The following is a 23,160-nucleotide window of genomic DNA, read 5'->3' as shown; positions in this document are numbered from 1 at the left end:
CATGAAAAAAATAATCATTCCCATCGGGGCTTTGCTGATGGCTCATTCAGCGCATGCTCAGCTTACCCAGGGAGAAAACTATGTGTATTCTAAATCTTATCTTGATTACAATGCGGGCGGACAACCGACAAAAACCTCAGAAACCGTGCAGTATTTCGATGGTTTAGGCAGACCCAAACAAGTGGTTAACGTAAAAGCTTCTCCTTTAGGACGAGATGTCGTTACTCATATAGAATACGACCAGTTTGGGAGACAGGTTTTTGATTTCCTTCCCGTTCCTCAGTCTGGAACGCAAAATGGAGGAATGGTTCCTTTATCTTTGGCCAATGCTACCCAGCCTGATATCTATGGTTCTGAAAAGATTTATTCCGAAAAGATATTAGAAAATTCACCATTAGACAGGGTTTTGGAACAGAAACAGGTAGGAAATACCTGGAACACCAAGCCTGTGAAATTTGGATATGATGCTGTTACTGTGGCAGACCGGGTACGAAAATTCATCACCGTTACCTCATGGGAAAATGGGGCAACAAAGTCCCGTTTGGAAGAAAACTGGCTGTATACCGATGGGCAATTGTATAAAAACTCTGTTAAGGATGAAGACCTGAACGAAACTATAGAATTTAAAAATGGAAAGGGCCAAACCGTATTGGTCAGAAAAGTCATTGCCAATGATGAATATGCTGATACCTATTATGTTTACAATGAATTTAATCAGCTGGCATTTGTAGTTCCACCGTTGGCAAGCATTCGTGGTGATATTGTTCCTAATCTCATAAAGCAGGATGAATTATGTTATCAATACCGCTATGATGGAAGAAACCGTTTAGTAGAAAAAAAGCTTCCTGGCAAAGGTTGGGAGTTTATGGTGTATGATAAACAGGACAGATTGGTAGCAACTCAGGACGCCAATTTAAATGCAAAAGGTCATTGGCTGTACACGAAATATGATCAGTTTGGAAGAGTTGCCATTACTGGAATAAGTACAGGAGGATCAAGATCCGTAGAACAAACTCAGGCTGATCTTCAGAATTCAAATAATGTAGGCAGAATTAATACTGTGCTCTTTAACAGACAGGGAATAGATGTCTATTATGATAACCCTGACAATACATATCCCAAATCTCCGACCTGGGTTACATTATTATCTTTAAATTATTATGATAGCCTTCCGGGCTATAGTTTCAACCCTTCGGTTTCAAATGTTCTGGGAGAACCTGTTCTTACAGGGACAGTCTCTGCAGAAAGAAGTACAAAAGGTCTTCCGGTGATGAGCCTGGTCAAGAATATTGAAGATGACAACTGGACCAGGAATTATACCTATTACGATACCAAAGCACGACCGATAGGAACCTATTCTATCAATCATCTCGGTGGCTACACTAAAACAGAATCCAAACTGGATTTTGCAGGGACACCGCAGACGGTTATTACCAGACACAAAAGGCTTGCTACGGATACAGAAAGAGTCATCACTGAAAACTTCACTTATGATCATCAGAACAGGCTTTTGGTACATAAACATAAAATAGACAGTAACCCCGAAGAAATTCTGGCTCAGAACAAGTACAATGAGCTTTCACAGCTTGAAAACAAGAAAGTGGGAGGAGTGAGTATGGGTTCACCGCTTCAAAGCATCGATTACAAATACAATATCAGAGGCTGGATGACCCAGATCAATGATCCTGTAAGCTTAGGAAATGATTTGTTTGGATATAAGATCAATTATAATCAGGTTGAAGGTCTGGAAACCCCGAATTCAGATTTCACCAATTTAAAAGTAAAACCAAAATACAATGGAAATATCGCTGAAGTATCCTGGAAAACTCTGACGGAGGACAATGAACCCCTGAAAAGATATGGTTATGCTTATGATCCTTTAAACAGGCTTTCAGCAGGCTTCTATCAAAAAGCAGGCAGCGAAAATGCCAAAGAATATTTTGAAAAGCTGGAATACGATCTTAACGGTAATATTACAAGACTGCAAAGGTCAGCAGGAACTTTGGCAGGAAACAGCACAGCTGTGGCTATTGATAACCTGAAATATGACTATACAGGTAATAAACTGATCAGAGTTACGGATGAACAGCAGAACCCTTCAGGCTATCCTTATCTGGCTAATCCGGGTACGATCGGGTACGACAATAACAATGGTAACGGCAATGGAAATATGATCAGCCATCCTGATAAGGGAATTTCCTCAATCCAATACAATTATTTAAATTTACCTAGACAGATTACTCAGAATGCCAAAGTAACTAACTATACCTACAGGGCAGATGGAGTAAAAGTAAAGAAGTTGTTTGGAGATTTACAAACAGATTATCTGGATGGGTTTCAGTATAAATCTACTAAACCTTCTGAAGAATCTGCTGGCGGAGGTCTTGTGTTAACCGATCCCAATGAAGTGGCAGTTATGAAATTAAGAATCATCCCGACAGCTGAAGGGTATTATGATGTTCTTAATAAAAGCTATGTGTACAATTTTACGGATCATTTGGGAAATATAAGACTGAGCTATACTGATGCGAATAAAGACGGAACGATTCAGCCGAGAATGTATCAGACAACCGTTTTTCATCCTTCTCCTTCCGGAAATTTCATAACGCAGGAGTGGAGACCGGGTGAAATTGTAGAAGTAAACAATTATTATCCTTTTGGGTTGCTTCATAATTATACGGTGACTACGCAGAATGCTTATCAGTATAAATATAATGGAAAGGAGCTTCAGGAGACGGGAATGTATGATTATGGTTGGAGGCAATATATGCCAGATATTAATAGATGGATGCAACCAGACCCATTAATAAAAGATCTTGATTTTACTTTTGACCCTAGTGATATTGATGACGAAAATGATGATGAAGTAGCAGGTGCAATAGAAACGACATTAGGAAATGGCGGAGGAATTTTCAATCCGGATAACCTTAGCCCATATTCTTATGGATATAACAATCCTGTAAAATTTGATGATCCGGATGGAAGATGTCCAACGTGCATTGTTGGAGCTATTGTAGGGGCTGCCACAGACTATGGTCTTCAGGTTGCTGCCAATTATTTGGATCCATCTGTTAAAAATAAATGGACTGATAATATTTCTTATTCGTCAATAGCTTTGTCCGCAGTGGAAGGGGCATTAACACAAGGCGGTAGTGCAATTAGAAAGGCAGCTGTGAAAACAACCGTTATGGTTGCTAAAAATACGGTTGAATGGAATTCCAAAGGGTTTAAAGCTGAAACTAATGTTCGCAATATTGCTAAAAATACCCTTATTGATGCTGCTGCAGGAGGTATTGCCAAGAAAGCAGGAGGATTGGTGAAAACAACAAAGTTGAATAATGTCGCTAATAAAGTTCATTTAAATAGTAACACTAAAGCGAAAAATTTTGTTCAAAAAGTAACAGGACTTAACTCTAGAACATCAAATAGTATTGCCAAAAAATTAGACGTAAAAGGAGTTTCTAAACAGTTAAGTAACGGAATAAAGAACTCTACTAATAAAGCGGTTGAAAATACTGTTAATGCAAGAACTAAAGCAACCGTTGATAATATTAAAAAGAAAACAGATGAATAGCAAGTGGCTTAAAATATTTCTATTATTAATGATTATGATTTATTTATTTAGAGAAAACATTATTTATACACCAGTACTAAATATCTTTTCTAATCAAAAAATAAAAGGTCAGATAATAAATGAAAAATACTATAAGAGAAGAGGACAGTTTACTAATCAATTTATATATTATTATAAATTTTCAGTAAATGGCAAAGATTATTCAAATCCAAGTTATGATGAGAAGTATAAGTTAGGTGATAGTGTTTTGATAGAATATAATGAAACTTTTCCTTTTATGAATAGGATAAAAAATCAGAAATAGAAATCCCCCGCTGGCACGAGCGTCTCGCTCGTGCCTTCAAAAGATTGTAGAAGTAAACAATTATTATCCTTTTGGATTGCTCCATAATTATACGGTGACTACGCAGAATGCTTATCAGTATAAGTACAACGGTAAGGAACTGCAGGAAACGGGAATGTATGATTATGGCTGGAGGCAATATATGCCAGATATTAGTAGATGGATGCAACCAGACCCATTAATAAAAGATCTTGATTTTACTTTTGACCCTAATGATATTGATGACGAAAATGATGATGAAGTAGCAGGTGCAATACAAACGACATTAGGAAATGGCGGAGGAATTTTCAATCCGGATAACCTTAGCCCATATTCTTATGGATATAACAATCCTGTAAAATTTGATGATCCGGATGGAAGAATGTCCAACGTGCATTGTTGGAGCTATTGTAGGGGCTGCCACAGACTATGGTCTTCAGGTTGCTGCCAATTATTTGGATCCATCTATTAAAAATAAATGGACTGATAATATATCCGTTTCTTCAATAGCTTTATCTGCAGCAGAGGGGGCTTTGACACAAGGAGGAAGTGCTCTTAGAAAGGCGGCTGTAAAAACGACCGTGATGATAGCAAAGAACGTAGTAGAAGTAAAAACAATGAATGGTGGGAAATTTACAGGTAAGGTAGAAACAAATGCTCGTAATATTGCAAAAAACATACTAATAGATGCAGCTGCGGGAGGCGTGGCTAAAAAAGCAGGAGGATTAGTTAAAACTACAAAATTAAATAGTATCGCTAATAAAGTCAACCTAAACAGTAATACTAAAGCTAAAAATTTTGTACAGAAAGTAACTGGATTAAGTTCAAGAACATCAAACAATATATCAAAAAAGCTTGATATAAAGGGTATTTCAAAACAATTAAGTAACGGAATTAAAAACTCAACGAATAAAGTTGTTGAAAATACTAGTAATGCAGTATTAAATAAGCCTATTTCTAAAATAAAAGATAAAACTGATGAATAAAAAGCATTTAATATTAGTCCTTCTATTAATTTTTGCAATCTATACCTATAGAAATGTTTTAGTATATAGACCATTATTAAATATTGTTTCTTTAGCAATTACAAATGGAAATATTATAAATGATAAAGACGTTTCGAGAGGAAACCTGATAAGACCTTTTTCATATTATTATGAATTTTCAGTAAATGGTAAAAAATATTCTAATCCAAGCTATGATGAAAAGTACAAAATAGGAGATACTGTTGTGGTAGAATATAATAAAGAATTTCCTTTTATGAATCGCTTAAAAAACTAGAATTCTGATTTTTGGTATTAGCTTTCCAATTATATAGTAAAGATTATTCTTAGTTTTTTATCATCTTCCTTGAACTACTTATACTGGCTTATTTCACCTGAACCACCCACCAACAAAACATTGAACCACCCACCAACAGTATTCCCTTCAAAATCCTTGAAATTTGTATCTGTAACAATAAGAAAACAAAATGAGCAAAACTATTTTAATTACAGGTGCAGCAAGCGGTTTCGGGAAGATAGCCGCATTTGATCTGGCTAAAAAAGGACACAAAGTAATCGCTACTGCACAGGTTTATCCACAGGTAAGTGATTTAATACGTGAAGCGAATGAACAGGGAATTGAACTGACCGTTGATAAACTGGACGTGACCAATTCCAGAGATATCGCTTATATCCATCAAAAATATGATATTGATATTTTAATCAGCAATGCCGGTATTATGGAAGGCGGCCCTATTGCAGAGCAGCCATTGGAATTTATCCGCTCCATGTTTGATGTGAATGTTTTCGGTGGGTTAGAGCTTGCACAGGGTTTCGTTAAGAAATTTATCGAGCAGAAAAAACCGGGTAAAATTGTGTTCACCACTTCTATGGGAGGTTTATGGACCGTACCTTACGTTGCGGCATATTGTGCTTCTAAACACGCTATGGAATCTATTGCAGAAGGTTTAAAAACTGAACTGGCTCCGTTCAACATCAAGATCGCAACGTGTAATCCCGGAGTTTTCGGAACAGGATTCAATGACAGAGGGGTAGATTCTATCTTCCGCTGGTATGATCCGAAAGTGAATTTCACGCCGGAGTCTTCTTTCGATGGCGTTGCTGAATCTCTGGCGCATCAGCTGGATCCTCAGTCTATGGCCGATGTGATCGTGAATGTAGCACTGGATGAAAACTCTAACTTCAGAAACGTACATCCTAAAGAAACGGAAGATTTTGTAAAACAGCTTCAGGCGGATGCATGGACGGCAAAAAGTTAAATCATGAGCATTACTTATAAGCAGGCTGCAGAAGCACTTCAGGCAGCCATTGAAAAAGCCGGATCCATCAATATTCCGGTAAGTATTGTGGTAGTAGATAATGGCGGACATTTGATGACATTAGCACGACTGGACAGCGTTTACGGGGTTATAGATTTTGCCCTTAAAAAAGCAAAAACTGCAGTGATGTTCGGGGTTGACAGTGATGTTATGGGAAGTATCATTGCCGGAGCAGATATGCACGGATATGGTATGGTGAATTCCAATGGCGGACTTTTAACGATTGCCGGTGGAGTAGTGATCAAAGATGCTGAGGGGAAAATCATCGGAGCCATAGCATCCTCCGGGGGAACTCCCGAGCAGGACAAAGAGATTGCAGAGGCCGGTGCTTCTGTTGTGGGTTAAATTTCAGATATTTGTATCATGGAGAGAACTTCTGAGATCATATTTGACAAACTGGTGTATTCATGTGCCTTTGAAACGTACAGGGGACATGAGGAATTTATTCCGGATCATTTTCTGGGTTTCCAGCTGTCCGGTGAAACGCATGCTTTTCATGACAAAGGAAAAACGGTCATAAAAGAAAATACAGTCGTTCTGGTACGGAAAAATCAATTGATCCGTACGGTAAAACATCCTTCAAAAAATGAAAAGTATCAGTTTCTTTCCATAACACTTGATCAGGAAACGCTCCGCCAATACGCTGCTGAAAATAAGATGGCTGCTGCGGAAAGATTTCCCGATATCGAAAAGCTGTTTTTTGAACCGGATGAGTTTTTCAGAGGATATTTTGTTTCTTTGCTGCCCTATGTTGACAAGACTAAAACAGCAACTTCCAGATTGGTTGTTTTAAAGATCAAAGAAGCGATAGAATTGATTCTCCAGAGCAATCCTGATTTTAAAAACCTTCTTTTTGACTTTTCTGAACCGCATAAGATTGATCTGAAAGAATACATGAATAAAAACTTTATGTTCAATGTATCGGTGGAAACTTTTGCCAGGCTTACAGGCCGCAGTTTGTCGGGATTTAAGCGTGATTTTAATAAAGCATTCAACACAACCCCCAAACAGTGGCTTAAAGAGAAAAGACTGGAAGAAGCGTATTATCTGATCCGGCACAGAGATAAGAAGCCGTCAGATATTTATCTTGAACTGGGATTTGAAAATCTTTCTCATTTCTACTATTCGTTTAAACAGAAGTTCGGAATGACTACCAGTGAGATTTAACAATAAAAAAACACATCAATAATAAAAAAGGAGCAGCGATAAACTGCTCCTTTATTTATGAGGTTTGGAGGGTGAAGCTATTTACATCTCAAATAATAGCTAAAGCGCATTCTGTTAGTTTTTTTATGACGAATCAAATTTGATGAGAACAATTAAATATGAATGCCCAATAGTAACATCCAGCCTCCCTCTTCCAGCTCCCAAACTTAAGTTAAGGAATCAATCTTTCCGCCTTCAGTTTTTCAAACAGTTCCGTGAAAGAATCTTCCGTATTCTGATATGCTGTAAAACCAAGTTTTCTGCTTTTAGCCATATCACACATCACTTCCAGAGGTCTTCCGAGATCCAGATCCGTGTGCCATGCAGAAGCTAATCTGTCAAGATTATTCTCTTTCAAGCTATACTTTTCCGCTATTTCTTTCCAGGTTTCACCTTCATGATTTAATACATTTTCCAGAGGCCTTACCGTTCCGTCAAAATCTTCGGCTTCAATACCAAACCAGTCTGCCAGCTTTTTCCAAAGCCATTTCCAACGGAATACATCTCCATTCACAATATTGAAAGCCTGATTTTTTGCAGATTCTGTAGTAGAAGCCCAGACGAGTTGTTTGGCTAAAATCCGGGCATCGGTCACATCAGAAACACCATTCCATTGCTCCGCAGATCCAGGCCAGATCATTTTTTGCCCTTTTTCCTTGCAGATACTGGCATAAGCCGCCAGAGTAGTTCCCATATTCATCAGATTACCCACTGCATAACCGATCACGGTATGAGGCCTGTGAATACTCCACGTAAATCCATCTCTTTCCGAAGCTTTATATACTTCATCTTCCTGAGCATAGTAAAAATTAGGAAGTGGAAGTCTCGGATGTTCTTCTCTGACCGGAGTTTCAGGAAGTTTTCCTTCTTTAGCATACGCTTCAAAAGGTCCTAAATAATGTTTCAGACCTGTCACCAGAGCTACATGCTTTACCGATTGTTTGGAAGCCAACACATCCAGTAGATTCCTCACCAAGGCACTGTTCACACGGATGTTTTCTTCTTCCGTATCATTTCGCATCCAGGTCGTGAAATACACATGAGTAGGAGAGATTCCATCCAATGCTGAATTTAAACTGTCGATATCCAGTAGATCAGCTTTTATTGGAAGAAGTTCCGGGATATTGTTATTTGTATTTCTGGAAAGTCCGTAAACGGTCCATCCCTGTGAGATAAGTTCTTCCGCAAGATTACTACCTGTAATTCCTGTCGCACCCACTACCAGTGCTATGTTTTTTGTATTGTCCATTTCTGTAAAATTTCTTTTACAAAATTAGGAACAGGAGAGGGCTGAAACACTTGACCTGCGTCATGCATTAGTATTGATCCAGATCAAGTATTCAGGGACCATTTTTTTCGTATTCTGCTTACCGTTTCAGGAGCTAGGCCAAGATAAGAAGCGATAAGATTATGAGGAACCCTTTTGATGATTTCCGGGTTCTTTTGGGCAAACTGCATATATTTTTCTTCTGCTGTAAAGCTGTTGGAAACCATCAGTCGGTAATCTTTTGTAACAAGACTGTTTTGATAAAGAATCCTGAAATAACGATCCATTATAGGAATTTCCAGCATCATTCTTTCATAATCCTCCAGGGTGATCATCAATATTTCCGTTTGTTCTACAGCATCAATATTCAGAATTGCTTTTTCCTGATGAATAAAACTATTGAAATCAGAAATCCACCATCCTTCGAAGGCAAACATATTGATCCGTTCGTTTCCTTTTTCATCTAAAACATAAGATTTGAGCAAGCCTTTACTTACAAATGAAAGACATTTGCAAATATCACCTTCCTGTAACAGATATTGCTTTTTACGTAATTTTTTGGACGTAAAGAAAGATGGGATCTTATGGCTCTGTTCTTCAGAAAGCTCAACTTTGTTTTGGATATGGGAAAGAAGGATGTCAAACATCAGGAAAATATTTATTCAAAAATACTATTTTCAAAGCAGTATGCTGTTTCATTTTTCAAAATCATAGAAATTGATCCCGACTTCTTCATTCTTCACTTTTACGACTCTCGTATGTAAAGGATAGAAAATAAATTCTCCGGCACCGCGAATCCTTGCATCCAGAAGATGTCCTGCTAGAGCCGTATAATCCTCTCTTCCCAAAGTAATATGCATATGAAGTGCTGGTTTTCCATCGATCTCAGAAACATTTCCGGAAATATTAGTCACTTCCATCTGCTCATGAAAAGTTTTATCAACATACTTTTTATCGGAAGGTTTAAAAAATCGAAGGGTGGCTTCGCTGACAGCTCCAATGCCCGTGATTTCGCCAGCCTGTATATTCTGGTTTTGAACAAAATCAGTCAAAGCCTCAACAATACTTGATTGATCTTTGATGCTGACGATATAAACAGGTCCTGTTTTTCTTGCAGACCAGTTATTGCCTTTAAAATTTTGTGTATCCATCCTGTCTATCATTAAATGCTATTTCTAAAACCCAGAACTTTTCTGTCATTTATTTTTTCAGATAATTAATAATGCCGATCACATCATCTTTACCAAAACCTTGATCGTGGGCTGCCTGATACGTTTCACCTAAAACCTTTGATAATGGAAAATCGGCACCTGCATTTTGAGCCAGCAGAATATCTTTAAGCATCAGGTCCAAAGCAAAAGCAGGATTGTACTGGTTATTGATCAATAGAGGCGTTTTTACTTTCGTGGCACCGCTTCCGCTTGCACTTTCATTGATAATTTCTAACATCGCAGTACGTTCAATCCCCAGTTTATCAGCAAACAAAACGGTTTCTGCCAAGCCCTGATAAATAGCGGAAAGAAAATAATTGATGGACAATTTTCCGGCAATTCCTTTTCCATTTTCGCCCAGATGTTTGACTGCTTTTCCAAGTTTTTCCAGATAAGGCATGGCTCTCTGAAGGTCTTTTTCCTCACCACCAGCCATAATGATTAGCGTACCTTCTGCAGCCGGTGCGGTACTTCCTGCTACCGGAGCATCAATGAAAGATCCTTCCTTTATTTTAACAGCTCCCGAAATTTCACCGGTTGCCTGCGGAGAAATAGTACTCATATCGATAAAGAGCTTTCCGCTGATGTCCGATTTAAAACTTCTTCATAAACTGCTTTTGCTGCCAGATCATCGGTAAGCATAGTGAATATGATGCTGTTGTTCTGAACCAGCTCCGGAATTTGAGTGTAAACGATTGATTTTTCTTTAAAATCCACAGCTTTCTCAGGTGATCTGTTGTAAACCGAGAGCGGAAACCCAGCTTTTTCAAGGTTTTTAGCCATAGGATGGCCCATATTTCCTAATCCGATGAATCCAATTTTTTCTGTCTCCATATTGTATTTGTCCAATTATTGTTAAGTCCGGCTTCTTTAGTAAGTAAGCCAAAAGAATGTTAGTGAGAAATTTACAGTAAAGAATGAAGATCTCATCGTGTAAACCTGTTCTGTTTGCATCAAAAAACCGACCAAAACCAAGCATAGATATTAAGTTTTCAATATATCTCTGATTCGTTATTTCTATATTTTTTTCAGGATAAACTTTTAAAACCGGGAAAACTTACGGAAATTTGCAGCAAATAAAATCAATGAAAATCATAGACGTCGAAAACTGGAACAGAAAAGAACATTTTGAATTTTTCTCCAAAATGGCAAGCCCGTATTTTGGCTTTACTACTGAAGTCGATTGTACAAAAGCGTATGCCTATGCGAAGGAAAATGATCATTCTTTTTTCGCCACCTATCTTCACCGGTCGATGGTAGCTGTCAATGCTGTAGATGAATTAAAACTAAGAATTGTAGATGATCAGGTGATTTTATATGATGCCATTCACGCCGGAACTACGATCGGCAGGGCAGACGGAACTTTCGGTTTTGCATTTATCCCTTTTTCAAAAGATTTTAACGTGTTTAATGCGGTGATGCAGGACGAAATAGAAGATGTACAGCGGACATCCGGGATCAGAATGAATAATGGCGAACTTGGAAAAGATCTCATCAGACATTCAACCATTCCCTGGAATTCTTTCAGTGCGTTATTGCATCCTACCAGCTTTAATAATTCGGAATCTGTTCCAAAGATCACCTTCGGGAAATTCAGTGTCCGCGACGGTAAAAAGTATCTTCCGGTTTCTGTGGAAGCCCACCACGGACTGGCAGACGGCATTCATCTTGCGAAATATCTGGAGGAGTTTCAGAGACAGCTTGATGGAGAGGGATAAGTTATGAATGATGAGTGATGAGTTTGTGTCGGGATTCGGGTTTGCGTTCAGTGCTGCTGTATATGGCGCGGGATATAGAATTTATAATGATAAGTTATTTTATAGAAATTCTATCCTCTAGCTTCTAACCTCTAAAATCTAATCTCTCATTTTACGGAAAACCGTAAGGCATTTTTTTTAATTCTGAATATTTTTGAATCTATAATATTGCTATATTAGAAAGTTGATTTTACCATCAACACAAGCTAATTAACCAATAAACTCAATGTATTTAAGATGACGAATTTTGAAAATCCAGACTTACAGGTTGTCACGACCAAATCCAGAGCAGATAAAGCAATTAATTCATTAAAAGGCCTTCTTCTGGGAATAATTTCAGATGATATAATTGATGCCCAAGAAATGGAAGAACTCAGATTATGGGCCAAAGAGCATTATGATCTGGTCAACAGAAACCCTTTCAGGGAATTTATGCTTTTGATTGAAAATACAGTGGCTAACGGAATACCACCCAAAGAAACTGTGGAAGATCTATATTGGTTGTGTCAGAAATACGAACACGGCAGTATTTATTATAATGGAATCACATCTGATCTTCAGCTTCTGCAGGGAATTTTTCATGGAGTTCTGGCGGATGGTATGTTAAATGATCATGAAATCTTCAAACTTCATGAATGGCTTTCTGAAAATGAACACTTAAGCTCTTATTATCCTTATGATGAGATTAGAAGTCTGGTATTGTCTATTGTTGCTGATAAAATCATTGATGATGAAGAAAGAACGATACTTACGGCTTTTATCAAACAGTTTGTCGAGCTGAAAAACTCTGATACGGCAGCTAAAATAGAAAAGGATACTGCGGATGTAAATATTTCAGGAATCTGTGCGGTAGATCCTGAAATTATATTTGAAAACAAAACATTCTGTATTACGGGTATATTAAGCCGGGGAAACCGCAGTGAACTGCAGAAAGCGATTCAGGATAAAGGTGGAATTGCTGTCAACACCATTTCTAAAAAAACGGATTATCTGATTATTGGCGATACCAATAATGCGTGCTGGAGTTATTCCTGTTATGGAAGGAAAGTAGAAAAAGCCTTGGATCTTAGAAAATCAGGACACACTATAGTTTTGGTTCATGAGTTTGATGTTTTTGATGCCATCTGAAGAGAAAATTTATCCGAAAATATCACCTTAAATACGAATACAACTATGCAGAATGAACATTATGATGACTCTATCATTGATGTCTCCGGAAGTGCAGATATTCCCATCAATTTTGGAACGGATTTACATGTGCAGGAACCCTCCGTCGAAAATATTGCACAACCGCAGTATGATCCTGAGGGCTGGAAAATAGGAAAGAAATACATCAGGAAACTAAGTTTAAATGATGAGCAGGTTGCAATGCTGGACAGGTTATGGTTTGCCGACAATGTTTTCAATGAAATTGAATACTGCAGAATACAGATTTTAAAACAGTTTTTAAGAGCCATAGATTATCTCCAAATCCATTGCATTCCGGTCAATAAATCCTATGCAACGGTTATTGAAGAACTGTCCGAAATTATTGTCTGCCTGCAGTATAGCTACAGAAAAGAAAGCCTCAACTACCGCTTTACCTATGATGCCGTACAGACTGAAATTTTCAACCATATATTAAAATTGTGCGAAAATAATGTAAGGGAAGTCTATGGAATTAAAAGGAAGATCAATGCGGATTTTAACTATACCCATCCGGATATTCAGCACCAGTACGGCAGAAAGATCGTTTCAAAACTTGAGGTTTTTCTTGTAGAAAACCAACATCAGATTCTGGATGCAGATCACAGAACCAATATTATTCTGAATGAAAACAATACCGGCCGGTGGAAGACAAAATTTGAAACCATTAAAGAAGATTTTTCCAATACTCTTGCTTTTGAAAGGGAAATATTCAGGCTGGCAGAGGTAAATATTAAAAATCCTTCTCAGGACACTATTTTTTTCGAAGCTTCAAAATTTGTATCAAAGCATGACCGGATCAGTGCTTTAAAGCTTTATCTCCATTATTTTGAAAAAGATATCAATACGTCTCAATTTGACAGAAAACAGCTTACAAAAAATATTCAGAAGAGCCTGTTCTCCACCCAGGAGCAGCTTACAGATTTTGAAAATATATTAAACGAATTCATTACAACAAGAAATCTTGAAGCAGCGATTGAAAAGGCCTCTAAACTGTATCTTCCGAAGAGAAAAAAAATAATGATCGACAGAGATGCCGTTGAAAATGTTCAGAAACAGCATTCCGGAACGGTAGCTTTGCTGGAAGAATATCTCAGAGATGATTATGAGGCAGAAAATATAAGTGAACAACCAGCAGGGACCGAAGAAGAGGACGAACTGACGATGAATATCACTCATCACAATGCCGAAACAGACACTCAGAAATATATTGAACAACTGAATTTATCAGACATTCAGAAGGAAATTTTAGACTTATTTGAAAAACAGAGTTTTAATATTCCACAAAGTGAAATGGCTGCTTATTTACAGTCTAAGAACCTGTTTATGGGATCTACCATAGATTCAATTAATGATCTCTGTTTTGAAACCCTCGACGACATCCTTATTGAAGAAGAGGATGAATATTTTACGATTAATACTGATTATTATAAAAAACTTTTAAACAATGATTGACAATATTAAACCCAAAGAAGCCACTTCCATTATCAATTCGCTGGTGAGCGGAGTAGTCCCGAAAATAGGGGTACAGCATATAACCGTTGGAAGATCGGAAGAGATCAATGCATTCATAAGCTCTTTGGATGACGTGAAAAACGGCCACAGCATGGCGAAATTCTGGATCGGTGATTTTGGAAGCGGAAAATCTTTTATGCTTCATCTGCTGAACACTGTTGCCCTGAAACAGAAATTCGTTGTTTCCAATGCAGATTTTACCCCGGACAACAGGCTGTATTCCAACGACGGAAAAAGCGTGATCCTGTATTCTGCCATTATGGACAATATTGCCATCCAGACCAAGCCGGAAGGCGGCGCATTACAGACTTTGCTGGAAAAATGGATCGAGCAAGTGATTACGAAAACTGCTGAAGAAAACCATATTTCACTGTCGGAAATCAGAAATGATCAGTATTTGGGTCTGATCCAGAATTCTATTATGAAAACGGTAAATGAAATCACGGAAGTCGGCGGTTTCGATTTCGGTTCTGTGATTGTTAAATACTACGAGGGTTACATTAAAGGAGATGAATTGCTTCGCAGAAATGCTTTGAAGTGGCTCAAAGGTGAATATAAAACCAAAACAGAAGCAAGACAGGATCTGGGTGTCCGGGAAATTATCAATGATTCCAATTTTTACGATATGCTTAAGAATTTCTGTAAATTCTTTGTAAGCATGGGCTATAGCGGGTTTATGATCAATCTCGATGAAGCTATCAATCTCTACAAAATATCTACGGCAGCGGCCCGTGAAAAAAATTACGAGAAAATTTTATCTATCTATAACGACTGTTTTCAAGGGAAAATTTCCAATCTCTTCATTAATTTTGCAGGAACAAAAGAATTTCTGGAAAATGAAAGGAGAGGACTGTTCAGCTATCAGGCTTTAAAATCCAGACTGGAAACCAATAAATTTGAAACACTTGAGATCAGGGATTTTGCCCAGCCGGTGATCAAATTAACACCTTTGGACCATAATGAAATCTTTGTTTTACTGAAAAAACTGAAGCTGATTTTTGATTTTAACTATAAAGTAGAACTGAATATCACCGACGATGAAATTTTTGCTTTCATGGAAGAAATGTTCAATAAACCGGGAGCTTCAGAATTCCTGACTCCCAGAGAAGTGATCAGGGATTTTCTGAATATTCTGAACATCATCAGGCAGAATCCAAATGTAGATAAAAAGCAGCTTTTCGGGGAAATTGAGATTTCAGATGAGAGACCGAATGATTTGGTAATGTTAGACAGTATTGAGGAAATATGACAGCATTCGACATGCTTTCTGAGCCGATCAGAAAATACATCCGCGACCAGAAATGGGAAAGTCTGAGACCTATTCAGGACGCGGCCATTCAAAAGATTATTCCGAATGACACTAATTATGTTTTAATTTCGAGAACCGCTTCAGGTAAAACGGAGGCTGCCTTTCTGCCGATCCTTTCAAAAGTTAATTTTAAGGAACAGGGCGTAAAAGTTCTCTACATCTCACCGTTGATTGCTTTGATCAACGACCAGTTCATGCGCGTGGAAAAACTCTGTGCGTATCTGGATGTTCCGGTAACCAAATGGCATGGAGAGGCTTCAAAAGGAGCCAAAGACCGCCTGATCAAAGCTCCGGAAGGAATTGTACTCATCACGCCCGAATCTGTGGAAGCAATGTTTGTGAATAAGCCTCACCATATCCATCATCTTTTTTCAACGGTAGAGTATGTGGTTATTGATGAAATTCATTCCTTTTTAGGCTCAGACAGAGGAATTCATCTGCAGTCTCTGTTGCAGCGGCTTCAGAAAGTCAATAAAAAGAAGTTCAGTACCGTGGCCCTTTCGGCAACGGTAAGTGATGAAAATAAATACGCTGAACTCAAAGATTTTCTGGGAGATCCTGAACGTACGAAAGTCATCAGAGATACTACGCCGAAACCTATTAATGCTGTTTTTAAATACTTTGAAGGAGGAAATAGTGAACTCCCTGTGGAATTGATTGAAGATCTTTATGAACAGACTAAAAACAGTAAAGTTTTAATATTTCCTAACTTTAGAGGAAGGGTTGAAGAAGTTGCTGTAAAACTTAAAAGAGAATCTGAAAGAAAAAACGGACATAAAAATTATTTCTCCCATCATTCTTCCGTGGATAAAGAAGTAAGAGAGGATATAGAAGAATTTGCAAAACAAGACAATAAGAGCCGGAAATTTTGTATTTCCTGTACTTCTACATTGGAATTGGGGATTGATATAGGCAATGTTGATGAAGTCGTGCAGATTGATTCTACCAATAGTATCGCTTCTTTGATACAGAGAGTTGGGCGGAGCGGACGAAGAGAGGATAAAGCAAGTAATTTGTTTTTATATGCAACGGATGAATGGAGCTTAGTGCAGTCACTAGCTTGCTGGCAATTATATCAGGAACATTATATAGAACCAGTATCTGTTAGCCAAAAACCTTATGATATTCTTGTTCATCAGCTTCTTTCAATAGTTAAAGGAACCTCAGGAATCACTTTAGATAAGCTTCTCCATGAAATTAAATTAAATAAAACATTTACTAACGTTACAGAAGAAGAAACTGTAGAGGTGATCAGTAATCTTATAAAAATTAATTTTTTTGAAAAATTAGGAAAAGAGCTTATTATTGGAATAGAAGGAGAAAAGGTCGTTAATAATAAAGATTTTTACAGCGTTTTTAAAACGGAAACCTTTTTTAAAGTTTCTCATAACGGCAATAAAATAGGAGAACTGCCATTATCTTTCCAGCTTAAAGAGGATGAAAACATATTTCTTGCCGCTCGAATATGGAAGATTGTAGAGGTAGATCTCCAATCAAAAAAGATAGAAGTTATTCCTGCTAAAGATGGGAAAAAGCCTGTGTTTTTTGGCAATGGTGGAGATACCACTCATAGGATTAGAGAAAAAATGCTTAGTATTTTAAAAGAAAAAAATAAGATAGAATCTATTAATGAAAATGGTGAAAATGTAATACATGATCTTCGTAAAGAATTTTCAATTTTTGATCTTAAGGATATCCAGAGTGACCGTCCTTTATTATTAAGTAATAGCAATATCAGATTCTATTCATTTGCTGATTCCAGAATTAACAGGACGATCAGGTTTCTTCTTGAAACTAAAGGAATAGCATGTCATTATTCTGAGCTGGAAAGCTGTTTTAGTATAAAAACTAATGAGGATGTAAATCAAAAGAAAATGAATAGAGAAATTTTCAAATCAACCATTAAAGAAATATCCAAAATACCTTCTGATTTAGACTTAGCATTGTCTATAGCAATTGAAAAAAGTCCGGGAATTTTAGATTTTTCAAAATGGGGACAATTCTTACCTATAAAGTATCAAATAGAACTATTGAAAAACCGCCATTTCGATTTTGAAGGTTGTCATGAATTTATCCGGAATCTTAATTTTGTGGAAAATCAATAAAGGGAGAAAAGTGTAAATAAATAATGGAAGTCTGTAAATAGCTTCCATTTTTCTTTTCTAAACTAAAAAATACCAATTGAAGAGACTTCTGTTTTCTTCGCAGGCTTCATAGAACTTCCATCTTCCTTCTCCCATCTTCCAGACTAATACAAAATCTTCCTCTTCTCAATCTTCAAAATCTTCTCTTTTTCCATTGTTTTTATAGCTCTGATAACGGTTTCTACGCGGACTCCGGTAAGGGAAGCCAGTTGCTGTCTTGTAAGCGGAATTTCAAAAGAATAGGGACTTTTGTCTTCCTGATAACTTTTAAGATAATCCATGAGCTGTTTCAGTTTCAGCATGGGATTCTGAAAAGAGAGGTTATACAGCATGATGTATTTGTAGTACATTCTTTCGGCCATACATTGATAGACATTCAGGGAAACGTCCTGATTTTCTTTGATTAAATTCAAAAAATCGGATTTGGGAAGTCTTATAATATGAGAGTTCTTTATAGCGATAGCATTCATGGGATAGGGACGGTCTACAAACAGCAGTGACTCCCCGAAACTGTGTCCCCCGGAAAATATGTTCTGAATAAATTCCTTTCCGTCTTCCGTATAATTATTGAGTTTGATCTGCCCCTTTTCAATCTGGTAATAAAATGTGGAAAATTCGCCTTCCCGGAAAATAATATCTCCCGGTTTATATTCTTTGGTTTCTGCTCCAAATGAAAAGAGTACATCTTCAGCAATCATAAAGGTGAAAGGTTAATTAAAATTTTAAACAAATGTTTAACCATGGATGTGTTTCATTATGTCATCAACAGAAAAGTCCCAAATTTCAATAATGTAAAGAAAGTTCAATTTTAATCAGTTTTTCCAAAACCGGGTACCATTTACATACCACAGAATAAAGCTTAACGTCTCGCTTGGAAACATCTGTAAATCTTATTCCAGGCATAGAATAAAATCCTGGAAAATATTGATTAGGATCATAAAAATGGGATTTACAATCTTCTAAATTTGTTTAAAATAAATAAATGAGCAGTTCAATTTCAAAACTCGGTTCAAAATAGAACAAATACAGTGTTTATAGGCATGGCGTGGTATGTATGTGGTATTTTAATTCTGTAAAATTTTAATCATTTTTTATTTCTTTGTTTGTTTTAAAAATAATTGAAAAGGAGAACTTCAGTTAGAGAATTTTTAAGAACAAATGTTGAAACTATAAAGTATACGCAGATTATTGAATTATAAAAAATGAAATTGAAAGATGCAGTCTTAAGCCTCCCAATAAAAACAGCTGTTATACAATAGCCGGAGAAGAAGAATTTGTACTGGTGCTGCCCGTTTAAAGGCATCAGAAATAAGTAGAGATGAGAAAAATATTATGAAAAACGAAAAACCGCAATCCAATTTAGAAGATTTGAATCAAAAAATTTTAGTACAGGACGATATCATGGCATTGGCGAAAGAAAATTCTCCGCGCCTGTTGAATAAATTCAGATTAGTGTATCCGGATTTTTTTGACAAGATCACGAATGTACATCCCAATCTCAAAAATTCTGAACTGATTTTCTGCATTTACCTGAAACTCAACTTTACCACCAAGGAAATTGCGACTTATACTTTTGTGACCCCAAAAGCCATTCAGAACAGAAAAAACAGGATAAGAAAAAAACTCGGTATCCCTTCCGATCTGGATATTTACAAATGGTTTAATGATCTTTAAACCTATTTTTTGAATCAGATTATATTTGGATTACTGCTTTGTCCAGATCATGGTAAAGCAGTATTTTCCATTGCTCCTCGGCTGCTTTTTTCTGCCATTCCAGCCTTAATTCCATCGCTTTTCTACCGTCGAAATCGCTTTTATATGCCAGATGGTATTTCAAATAAGATTCCTGAGGAAGGTCATCGGCCCCATAAAAGACCGTCTCATCATTTTCCCTGATCCAGAATACCTGCATAAATGGGGTATGACCGCCCACCACTTCAAAAGAAATTTCATCACTGATTTTTCCCTGATCTTCATCCATCCATACAATATCAGGCAGGGTAATCAGCTTTTCCAGAATATCAAAGTCAAAAGAAGGATTTCCTTTATTTTCCATCGCAAAAGCCAGTTCGCGTTTCTGGATATAAATTTGGGCATTCGGAAATGTTGGGACAAAACCATTGTCTGTCTTTTGTATGCTGCCATCGATATGATCTTTGTGAAGATGTGAAAGCAGAAGCCTGGTGATTTGTTCCGGCCTGATATTTTCTTTTTCCAGTAATTCAGAAACGACCGTTTTTCCGTCAGTATTTTTCCATCCGATACCGGCATCAAGAAGGATATAATCATGCTCTGTAATTACCAGAAACGGCTGCACAGACATTCTGATTCCTTTTATGGTATCAAAATTTTCATCTGTTAAAAGCGTAAAATCTTTTGTTCTGCTGGCCGAGAAATTGCCTTCTTTAAGCGGGATAATTTTCATTCTGCAAATTTCCCTATTATTTCTAAAACCTGAAAACCTTTTTTTCAATAGAACTCATCGGAAAAAAGAATGAAGTTACCAGCTGTTAAGCCCGTTTTCCATAGCTTTAACGTAATGTTCTTCATCAAAAGAGTAGAGGTCAGGTGCTTTGTGAGCACCACCACGTCTTTGTTCTTCAAGTTTTTTCAGAATACCGAGGTTTTTTATTTTACGGTAAAAATTCCCGCGATTCAGCTCCTTTCCTAAAACAGCTTCGTATAATTTCTGCAATTCCGGAAGCGTAAACTTTTCGGGTAAAAGATTCCGTCCGATAGGCTTTGTAGATATTTTCTGTCTCAGGGTAAATAAAGCTTTCTGAATAATTTCATAATGATCCATCCCAAATTCCAGCTCCTGCAATTGGCTTATAAATACCCATTCGCAGGTTTCACTAAACTCATCGGGAATCAGGCGAAACCTTGAAGGACTGTACAATGCGTAATATCCTACAGTAACAAAGCGCTGTTTCTGGAAAAGCGTATCATCAAAATCCTCGAAATGGAATTCACTTCTGTTTTTCTTTCCAAATACCCCGAATTCTTCGAGATACACATCCGTTACTCCCGATCTTTCTTTCAAAATTCTTTTGACTGCGTCATCCAGATCTTCATCTTTTTTTACGTAACCGCCGGGAAGAAGCCATTTTTGTCTGTAATTGGTCTTTAAAAGAAGAACTTTAAGTTCATTATGCTCAAACCCGAAAATAACCGGATCAGCCGAAATGTGAGGCAGAAAAACCTCTTTTGCCGCGATTGACTGCTGTAAAAGCTGTTGTTTAGAATCCATGGAACCCGTGTGAAATGTGTTTAGTACAAATGTGCTAAAAAAAATTGAATTTTCGCCAAAAATCCTTTAGATAAAGGTATTTAATATAGTTGGGATTAGATAAGCAGAATAAAAAAATAATGTTACAAAATATTAACAGCTATTTTTCCGTTACAGATATACACAAAAACCACAGCTGACTTTCTGTAAAGCTGTTATGACAAAAAACATCTCCCTCTTTTCCTGCCTGTAAATTATTTTAAGATTAAATGCCATAGTTGATTGAAAGAGGTCGTTTCCAAACGGTCTCTTTTTTTTAATTTGACTACCTTTGTTTTTCTTAAAAAAGGTAGTGTTTCCGATTGAATGTATTAATTGAATTATTCATGATTAACAATTTGGAATGCCTCTTATTCATTAATTCTATTCTTACATTTGAAGTCAAATTTTAATTCAACTATGCAGGCGAGCAATACGAACGGTATTTCAAGAACAGTAATCTGGCTTATGGCCATCATCTCGGGACTTGTGGTAGCCAACAACTATTATAACCAGCCTTTACTGGCCCTTATTTCCGACGATCTCCATGTTTCTGAAAGTGCTGCAAGCCGGATTTCTGTACTGACGCAGATAGGATATGCATTGGGTCTGTTGCTGCTTGTGCCTTTGGGAGATAAATTTTTCCGTAAAAAGCTTATTCTGATTGACTTGTTTTTAGTTTTTGGATCATTATTGTGGATGACATTTGCTACTCAATTATGGATGCTGTATGCAGCCAGCCTGTTGATTGGAGCTACTTCTGTGATTCCTCAGTTATTTATACCAATCGCCGCTGAACTATCCTCTGATAAAGAAAAATCTTCCAATATCGGAGTCGTAATGTCCGGATTGTTATTAGGAATTCTTTTATCCCGTTTTATCGGTGGAATTGTTGGCGATGTATGGGGTTGGAGAGCGATGTTCGGCATTGCTGCAGGACTGATGATTCTGGTTTGGATTGCGGTGTATAAAATGCTACCTGAAATGCAGCCAAATTTTAAAGGAACTTACAGAGAATTAATGAAATCTGTTGCTCATCTGGCTAAAACACAGCCTATTTTGCAGCTGGCTTCATTCCGTGGGGCGATGGCGTTCGGATCTATGTGTGCCTTGTTTACAACGTTGGTCTTTCATATGGAAAAACCGCCTTTCAATGCAGGATCTTCTGTAGTGGGAAGTTTCGGACTGGCCGGAGCTGTAGGGGCTTTGGCAGCTGCAAAAGTGGGAAAACTTCAGAAATATCTGGATATTAACCGGATCATATTGTACTCGCTTTTTATTGTGGTAGGAAGCTGGGCTTTCACCTATTTTGCGGGCGAAACGTATTGGGGACTCATTGTTGGTGTTATTCTGGTAGATCTTGGCGTACAGTCGAGCCACATCATGAATCAGACCAATTATTTTTTAATTAAATCCAATGCGGTCAACAGACTGAACACGGTTTATATGGTTTCCTATTTCATTGGTGGATCACTCGGAACATGGCTGGCTTCTATGGCCTGGCAATATGCTCAATGGTCTGGTGTCTGCTTTGTAGGAGCATCTTTCGGACTGCTTGCGATCATTGCTCACGTTCTGTTTTGCAACAAAGTCAATGCATCTCAGCCTAAACCTTAGCCTCAACTTCACAGCTCTGAACTAAGTCTCTGTGCTTATTTCCCCATTTTTCCAGGTCTTCCCAGATCGGGATCAGCTCCCGTGCTATATTCGTCAATTCGTAGTCTACTCTGGGCGGAACTTCAGCATGTACGGTTCGTTTCACCAAACCTTCTTTTTCGAGTTCTCTCAGCTGTAAAGTAAGCATCCGTTCAGTGATTCCGCAGATCCGGTCCCGAACTTCACTGAAACGCAGTTTTCCGTCTTTCAACCTGTTTAAAATCAAAAGTTTCCATCTTCCACCGATTTTGCAGACGGCATAAGAAAGATCACATTCCTGTATGTACTTTTTATTGATGTTGTTCGTCGAATTTTCCTTTATTTTCCCCATAGCTTACAAATTTGTTAGTACCATACAATTCGCTGTATACAGTGCAAATGTAAGGTTTGAAAATTAATTTTGTCCTCAGAAACTGAAAATAA

The 23,160-nt window shown here is 37.4% G+C and carries 22 protein-coding genes and 1 pseudogene; 15 read left to right on the top strand and 8 right to left on the bottom strand.

Annotated elements, in window-relative coordinates:
- Position 1: 1 nt before the first annotated feature.
- From BM143_RS10970 to BM143_RS10935, 8 genes are all read left to right on the top strand, one after another.
- Positions 2 to 3,574, top strand: a complete 3,573-nt coding sequence (locus BM143_RS10970; RefSeq protein ID WP_090024541.1) for a DUF6443 domain-containing protein — start codon at positions 2 to 4, stop codon at positions 3,572 to 3,574.
- The gene (locus tag BM143_RS10965; RefSeq protein ID WP_139222023.1) at positions 3,567 to 3,878 is read left to right on the top strand and encodes a hypothetical protein; all 312 of its coding nucleotides are present in this window, start codon (positions 3,567 to 3,569) and stop codon (positions 3,876 to 3,878) included. Before BM143_RS10970 ends, BM143_RS10965 begins: the two co-directional genes overlap by 8 nt.
- A gap of 76 nt (positions 3,879 to 3,954) precedes the next feature.
- Positions 3,955 to 4,368, top strand: a complete 414-nt coding sequence (locus BM143_RS10960; RefSeq protein ID WP_167375276.1) for an RHS repeat-associated core domain-containing protein — start codon at positions 3,955 to 3,957, stop codon at positions 4,366 to 4,368.
- The gene (locus tag BM143_RS10955; RefSeq protein ID WP_167375275.1) at positions 4,271 to 4,882 is read left to right on the top strand and encodes a hypothetical protein; all 612 of its coding nucleotides are present in this window, start codon (positions 4,271 to 4,273) and stop codon (positions 4,880 to 4,882) included. The genes BM143_RS10960 and BM143_RS10955 overlap by 98 nt, the downstream gene beginning before the upstream one ends.
- On the top strand, positions 4,875 to 5,177 hold the full coding sequence (locus tag BM143_RS10950; RefSeq protein WP_090024537.1) for a hypothetical protein: 303 nt from the start codon (positions 4,875 to 4,877) through the stop codon (positions 5,175 to 5,177). The genes BM143_RS10955 and BM143_RS10950 overlap by 8 nt, the downstream gene beginning before the upstream one ends.
- Before the next feature lie 190 nt (positions 5,178 to 5,367).
- Positions 5,368 to 6,159: an SDR family oxidoreductase gene (locus BM143_RS10945; protein WP_090024536.1), complete on the top strand. Its 792-nt coding sequence runs from the start codon at positions 5,368 to 5,370 to the stop codon at positions 6,157 to 6,159.
- 3 nt (positions 6,160 to 6,162) lie between these two features.
- Positions 6,163 to 6,564 carry a GlcG/HbpS family heme-binding protein gene (locus BM143_RS10940; RefSeq protein ID WP_090024535.1) on the top strand — a complete coding sequence of 134 codons (402 nt, stop codon included), beginning with the start codon at positions 6,163 to 6,165 and terminating at the stop codon, positions 6,562 to 6,564.
- Between the two features lie 18 nt (positions 6,565 to 6,582).
- Entirely contained in the window at positions 6,583 to 7,386 is an 804-nt protein-coding gene (locus tag BM143_RS10935; protein ID WP_090024534.1) for a helix-turn-helix domain-containing protein, read from the top strand.
- Positions 7,387 to 7,597: 211 nt separating this feature from the next.
- On the opposite strand, the gene BM143_RS10930 is transcribed toward BM143_RS10935, so the two are convergent.
- The 4 genes and pseudogenes from BM143_RS10930 to BM143_RS24280 form a co-directional block, all read right to left on the bottom strand.
- Positions 7,598 to 8,674, bottom strand: coding sequence for an SDR family oxidoreductase (locus BM143_RS10930; RefSeq protein WP_090024533.1), 1,077 nt, complete (start codon positions 8,672 to 8,674; stop codon positions 7,598 to 7,600).
- Positions 8,675 to 8,757: 83 nt separating this feature from the next.
- Complete coding sequence (locus tag BM143_RS10925; RefSeq protein WP_090024532.1) at positions 8,758 to 9,339, bottom strand: Crp/Fnr family transcriptional regulator; 582 nt, start codon at positions 9,337 to 9,339, stop codon at positions 8,758 to 8,760.
- A gap of 48 nt (positions 9,340 to 9,387) precedes the next feature.
- A complete protein-coding gene (locus BM143_RS10920) occupies positions 9,388 to 9,843 on the bottom strand; it encodes a PPC domain-containing DNA-binding protein (protein WP_090024531.1) in 456 nt (151 codons plus the stop codon).
- 52 nt (positions 9,844 to 9,895) lie between these two features.
- A pseudogene (locus BM143_RS24280) lies at positions 9,896 to 10,680 on the bottom strand (NAD(P)-binding domain-containing protein); the annotation flags it as partial.
- 308 nt (positions 10,681 to 10,988) lie between these two features.
- Between BM143_RS24280 and BM143_RS10910 the strand changes: the two are divergent.
- The 5 genes from BM143_RS10910 (at position 10,989) to BM143_RS10890 (ending at position 17,774) form a co-directional block, all read left to right on the top strand.
- Positions 10,989 to 11,621: a chloramphenicol acetyltransferase gene (locus tag BM143_RS10910; protein ID WP_090024530.1), complete on the top strand. Its 633-nt coding sequence runs from the start codon at positions 10,989 to 10,991 to the stop codon at positions 11,619 to 11,621.
- A 276-nt stretch (positions 11,622 to 11,897) separates the two neighbouring features.
- Positions 11,898 to 12,788 carry a BRCT domain-containing protein gene (locus BM143_RS10905; RefSeq protein WP_090024529.1) on the top strand — a complete coding sequence of 297 codons (891 nt, stop codon included), beginning with the start codon at positions 11,898 to 11,900 and terminating at the stop codon, positions 12,786 to 12,788.
- A 45-nt stretch (positions 12,789 to 12,833) separates the two neighbouring features.
- Positions 12,834 to 14,300, top strand: a complete 1,467-nt coding sequence (locus BM143_RS10900) for a tellurite resistance TerB C-terminal domain-containing protein (RefSeq protein ID WP_090024528.1) — start codon at positions 12,834 to 12,836, stop codon at positions 14,298 to 14,300.
- Positions 14,293 to 15,609, top strand: a complete 1,317-nt coding sequence (locus BM143_RS10895) for an ATP-binding protein (protein WP_090024527.1) — start codon at positions 14,293 to 14,295, stop codon at positions 15,607 to 15,609. The genes BM143_RS10900 and BM143_RS10895 overlap by 8 nt, the downstream gene beginning before the upstream one ends.
- Positions 15,606 to 17,774 (top strand): DEAD/DEAH box helicase, encoded by a 2,169-nt coding sequence (locus tag BM143_RS10890; RefSeq protein WP_090024526.1) that lies wholly within the window; start codon positions 15,606 to 15,608, stop codon positions 17,772 to 17,774. Before BM143_RS10895 ends, BM143_RS10890 begins: the two co-directional genes overlap by 4 nt.
- 143 nt (positions 17,775 to 17,917) lie before the next feature.
- Here the strand turns inward: BM143_RS10890 and BM143_RS10885 are convergent, their stop codons facing one another.
- Entirely contained in the window at positions 17,918 to 18,511 is a 594-nt protein-coding gene (locus BM143_RS10885; RefSeq protein ID WP_090024525.1) for a Crp/Fnr family transcriptional regulator, read from the bottom strand.
- A 634-nt stretch (positions 18,512 to 19,145) separates the two neighbouring features.
- On the opposite strand from BM143_RS10885, the gene BM143_RS10880 reads away from it, so the two are divergent.
- Positions 19,146 to 19,487 carry a helix-turn-helix transcriptional regulator gene (locus tag BM143_RS10880; protein ID WP_090024524.1) on the top strand — a complete coding sequence of 114 codons (342 nt, stop codon included), beginning with the start codon at positions 19,146 to 19,148 and terminating at the stop codon, positions 19,485 to 19,487.
- A gap of 19 nt (positions 19,488 to 19,506) precedes the next feature.
- On the opposite strand, the gene BM143_RS10875 is transcribed toward BM143_RS10880, so the two are convergent.
- Both BM143_RS10875 and BM143_RS10870 read right to left on the bottom strand, forming a co-directional pair.
- Positions 19,507 to 20,238, bottom strand: coding sequence for an MBL fold metallo-hydrolase (locus BM143_RS10875; protein ID WP_090024523.1), 732 nt, complete (start codon positions 20,236 to 20,238; stop codon positions 19,507 to 19,509).
- A 75-nt stretch (positions 20,239 to 20,313) separates the two neighbouring features.
- The gene (locus tag BM143_RS10870) at positions 20,314 to 21,063 is read right to left on the bottom strand and encodes an NUDIX hydrolase (protein ID WP_090024522.1); all 750 of its coding nucleotides are present in this window, start codon (positions 21,061 to 21,063) and stop codon (positions 20,314 to 20,316) included.
- Positions 21,064 to 21,501: 438 nt separating this feature from the next.
- Here BM143_RS10870 and BM143_RS10865 point away from each other — a divergent pair, with 438 nt between their 5' ends.
- Positions 21,502 to 22,698 carry an MFS transporter gene (locus BM143_RS10865; RefSeq protein ID WP_090024521.1) on the top strand — a complete coding sequence of 399 codons (1,197 nt, stop codon included), beginning with the start codon at positions 21,502 to 21,504 and terminating at the stop codon, positions 22,696 to 22,698.
- Here the strand turns inward: BM143_RS10865 and BM143_RS10860 are convergent.
- Positions 22,688 to 23,068, bottom strand: a complete 381-nt coding sequence (locus tag BM143_RS10860) for a winged helix-turn-helix transcriptional regulator (protein ID WP_090024520.1) — start codon at positions 23,066 to 23,068, stop codon at positions 22,688 to 22,690. The genes BM143_RS10865 and BM143_RS10860 overlap by 11 nt on opposite strands.
- Positions 23,069 to 23,160: the final 92 nt, after the last annotated feature.

The sequence above is a fragment of the Chryseobacterium oleae genome, from assembly GCF_900115055.1.
GTDB lineage: Bacteria > Bacteroidota > Bacteroidia > Flavobacteriales > Weeksellaceae > Chryseobacterium > Chryseobacterium oleae.
This window is presented reverse-complemented; position numbering and strand designations above follow the sequence as displayed.

Excerpts from the sequence above, each read along its gene's own strand:
- BM143_RS10860 (WP_090024520.1), bottom strand. The coding sequence starts at position 23,068 with ATGGGGAAAATAAAGGAAAATTCGACGAACAACATCAATAAAAAGTAC.
- BM143_RS10895 (WP_090024527.1), top strand. The coding sequence starts at position 14,293 with ATGATTGACAATATTAAACCCAAAGAAGCCACTTCCATTATCAATTCG.
- BM143_RS10890 (WP_090024526.1), top strand. The coding sequence starts at position 15,606 with ATGACAGCATTCGACATGCTTTCTGAGCCGATCAGAAAATACATCCGC.
- BM143_RS10865 (WP_090024521.1), top strand. The coding sequence starts at position 21,502 with ATGCAGGCGAGCAATACGAACGGTATTTCAAGAACAGTAATCTGGCTT.
- BM143_RS10870 (WP_090024522.1), bottom strand. The coding sequence starts at position 21,063 with ATGGATTCTAAACAACAGCTTTTACAGCAGTCAATCGCGGCAAAAGAG.
- BM143_RS10885 (WP_090024525.1), bottom strand. The coding sequence starts at position 18,511 with ATGATTGCTGAAGATGTACTCTTTTCATTTGGAGCAGAAACCAAAGAA.
- BM143_RS10950 (WP_090024537.1), top strand. The coding sequence starts at position 4,875 with ATGAATAAAAAGCATTTAATATTAGTCCTTCTATTAATTTTTGCAATC.
- BM143_RS10940 (WP_090024535.1), top strand. The coding sequence starts at position 6,163 with ATGAGCATTACTTATAAGCAGGCTGCAGAAGCACTTCAGGCAGCCATT.
- BM143_RS10920 (WP_090024531.1), bottom strand. The coding sequence starts at position 9,843 with ATGGATACACAAAATTTTAAAGGCAATAACTGGTCTGCAAGAAAAACA.
- BM143_RS10910 (WP_090024530.1), top strand. The coding sequence starts at position 10,989 with ATGAAAATCATAGACGTCGAAAACTGGAACAGAAAAGAACATTTTGAA.
- BM143_RS10945 (WP_090024536.1), top strand. The coding sequence starts at position 5,368 with ATGAGCAAAACTATTTTAATTACAGGTGCAGCAAGCGGTTTCGGGAAG.
- BM143_RS10875 (WP_090024523.1), bottom strand. The coding sequence starts at position 20,238 with ATGAAAATTATCCCGCTTAAAGAAGGCAATTTCTCGGCCAGCAGAACA.
- BM143_RS10900 (WP_090024528.1), top strand. The coding sequence starts at position 12,834 with ATGCAGAATGAACATTATGATGACTCTATCATTGATGTCTCCGGAAGT.
- BM143_RS10970 (WP_090024541.1), top strand. The coding sequence starts at position 2 with ATGAAAAAAATAATCATTCCCATCGGGGCTTTGCTGATGGCTCATTCA.
- BM143_RS10930 (WP_090024533.1), bottom strand. The coding sequence starts at position 8,674 with ATGGACAATACAAAAAACATAGCACTGGTAGTGGGTGCGACAGGAATT.
- BM143_RS10955 (WP_167375275.1), top strand. The coding sequence starts at position 4,271 with ATGGAAGAATGTCCAACGTGCATTGTTGGAGCTATTGTAGGGGCTGCC.
- BM143_RS10925 (WP_090024532.1), bottom strand. The coding sequence starts at position 9,339 with ATGTTTGACATCCTTCTTTCCCATATCCAAAACAAAGTTGAGCTTTCT.
- BM143_RS10965 (WP_139222023.1), top strand. The coding sequence starts at position 3,567 with ATGAATAGCAAGTGGCTTAAAATATTTCTATTATTAATGATTATGATT.
- BM143_RS10880 (WP_090024524.1), top strand. The coding sequence starts at position 19,146 with ATGAAAAACGAAAAACCGCAATCCAATTTAGAAGATTTGAATCAAAAA.
- BM143_RS10905 (WP_090024529.1), top strand. The coding sequence starts at position 11,898 with ATGACGAATTTTGAAAATCCAGACTTACAGGTTGTCACGACCAAATCC.
- BM143_RS10935 (WP_090024534.1), top strand. The coding sequence starts at position 6,583 with ATGGAGAGAACTTCTGAGATCATATTTGACAAACTGGTGTATTCATGT.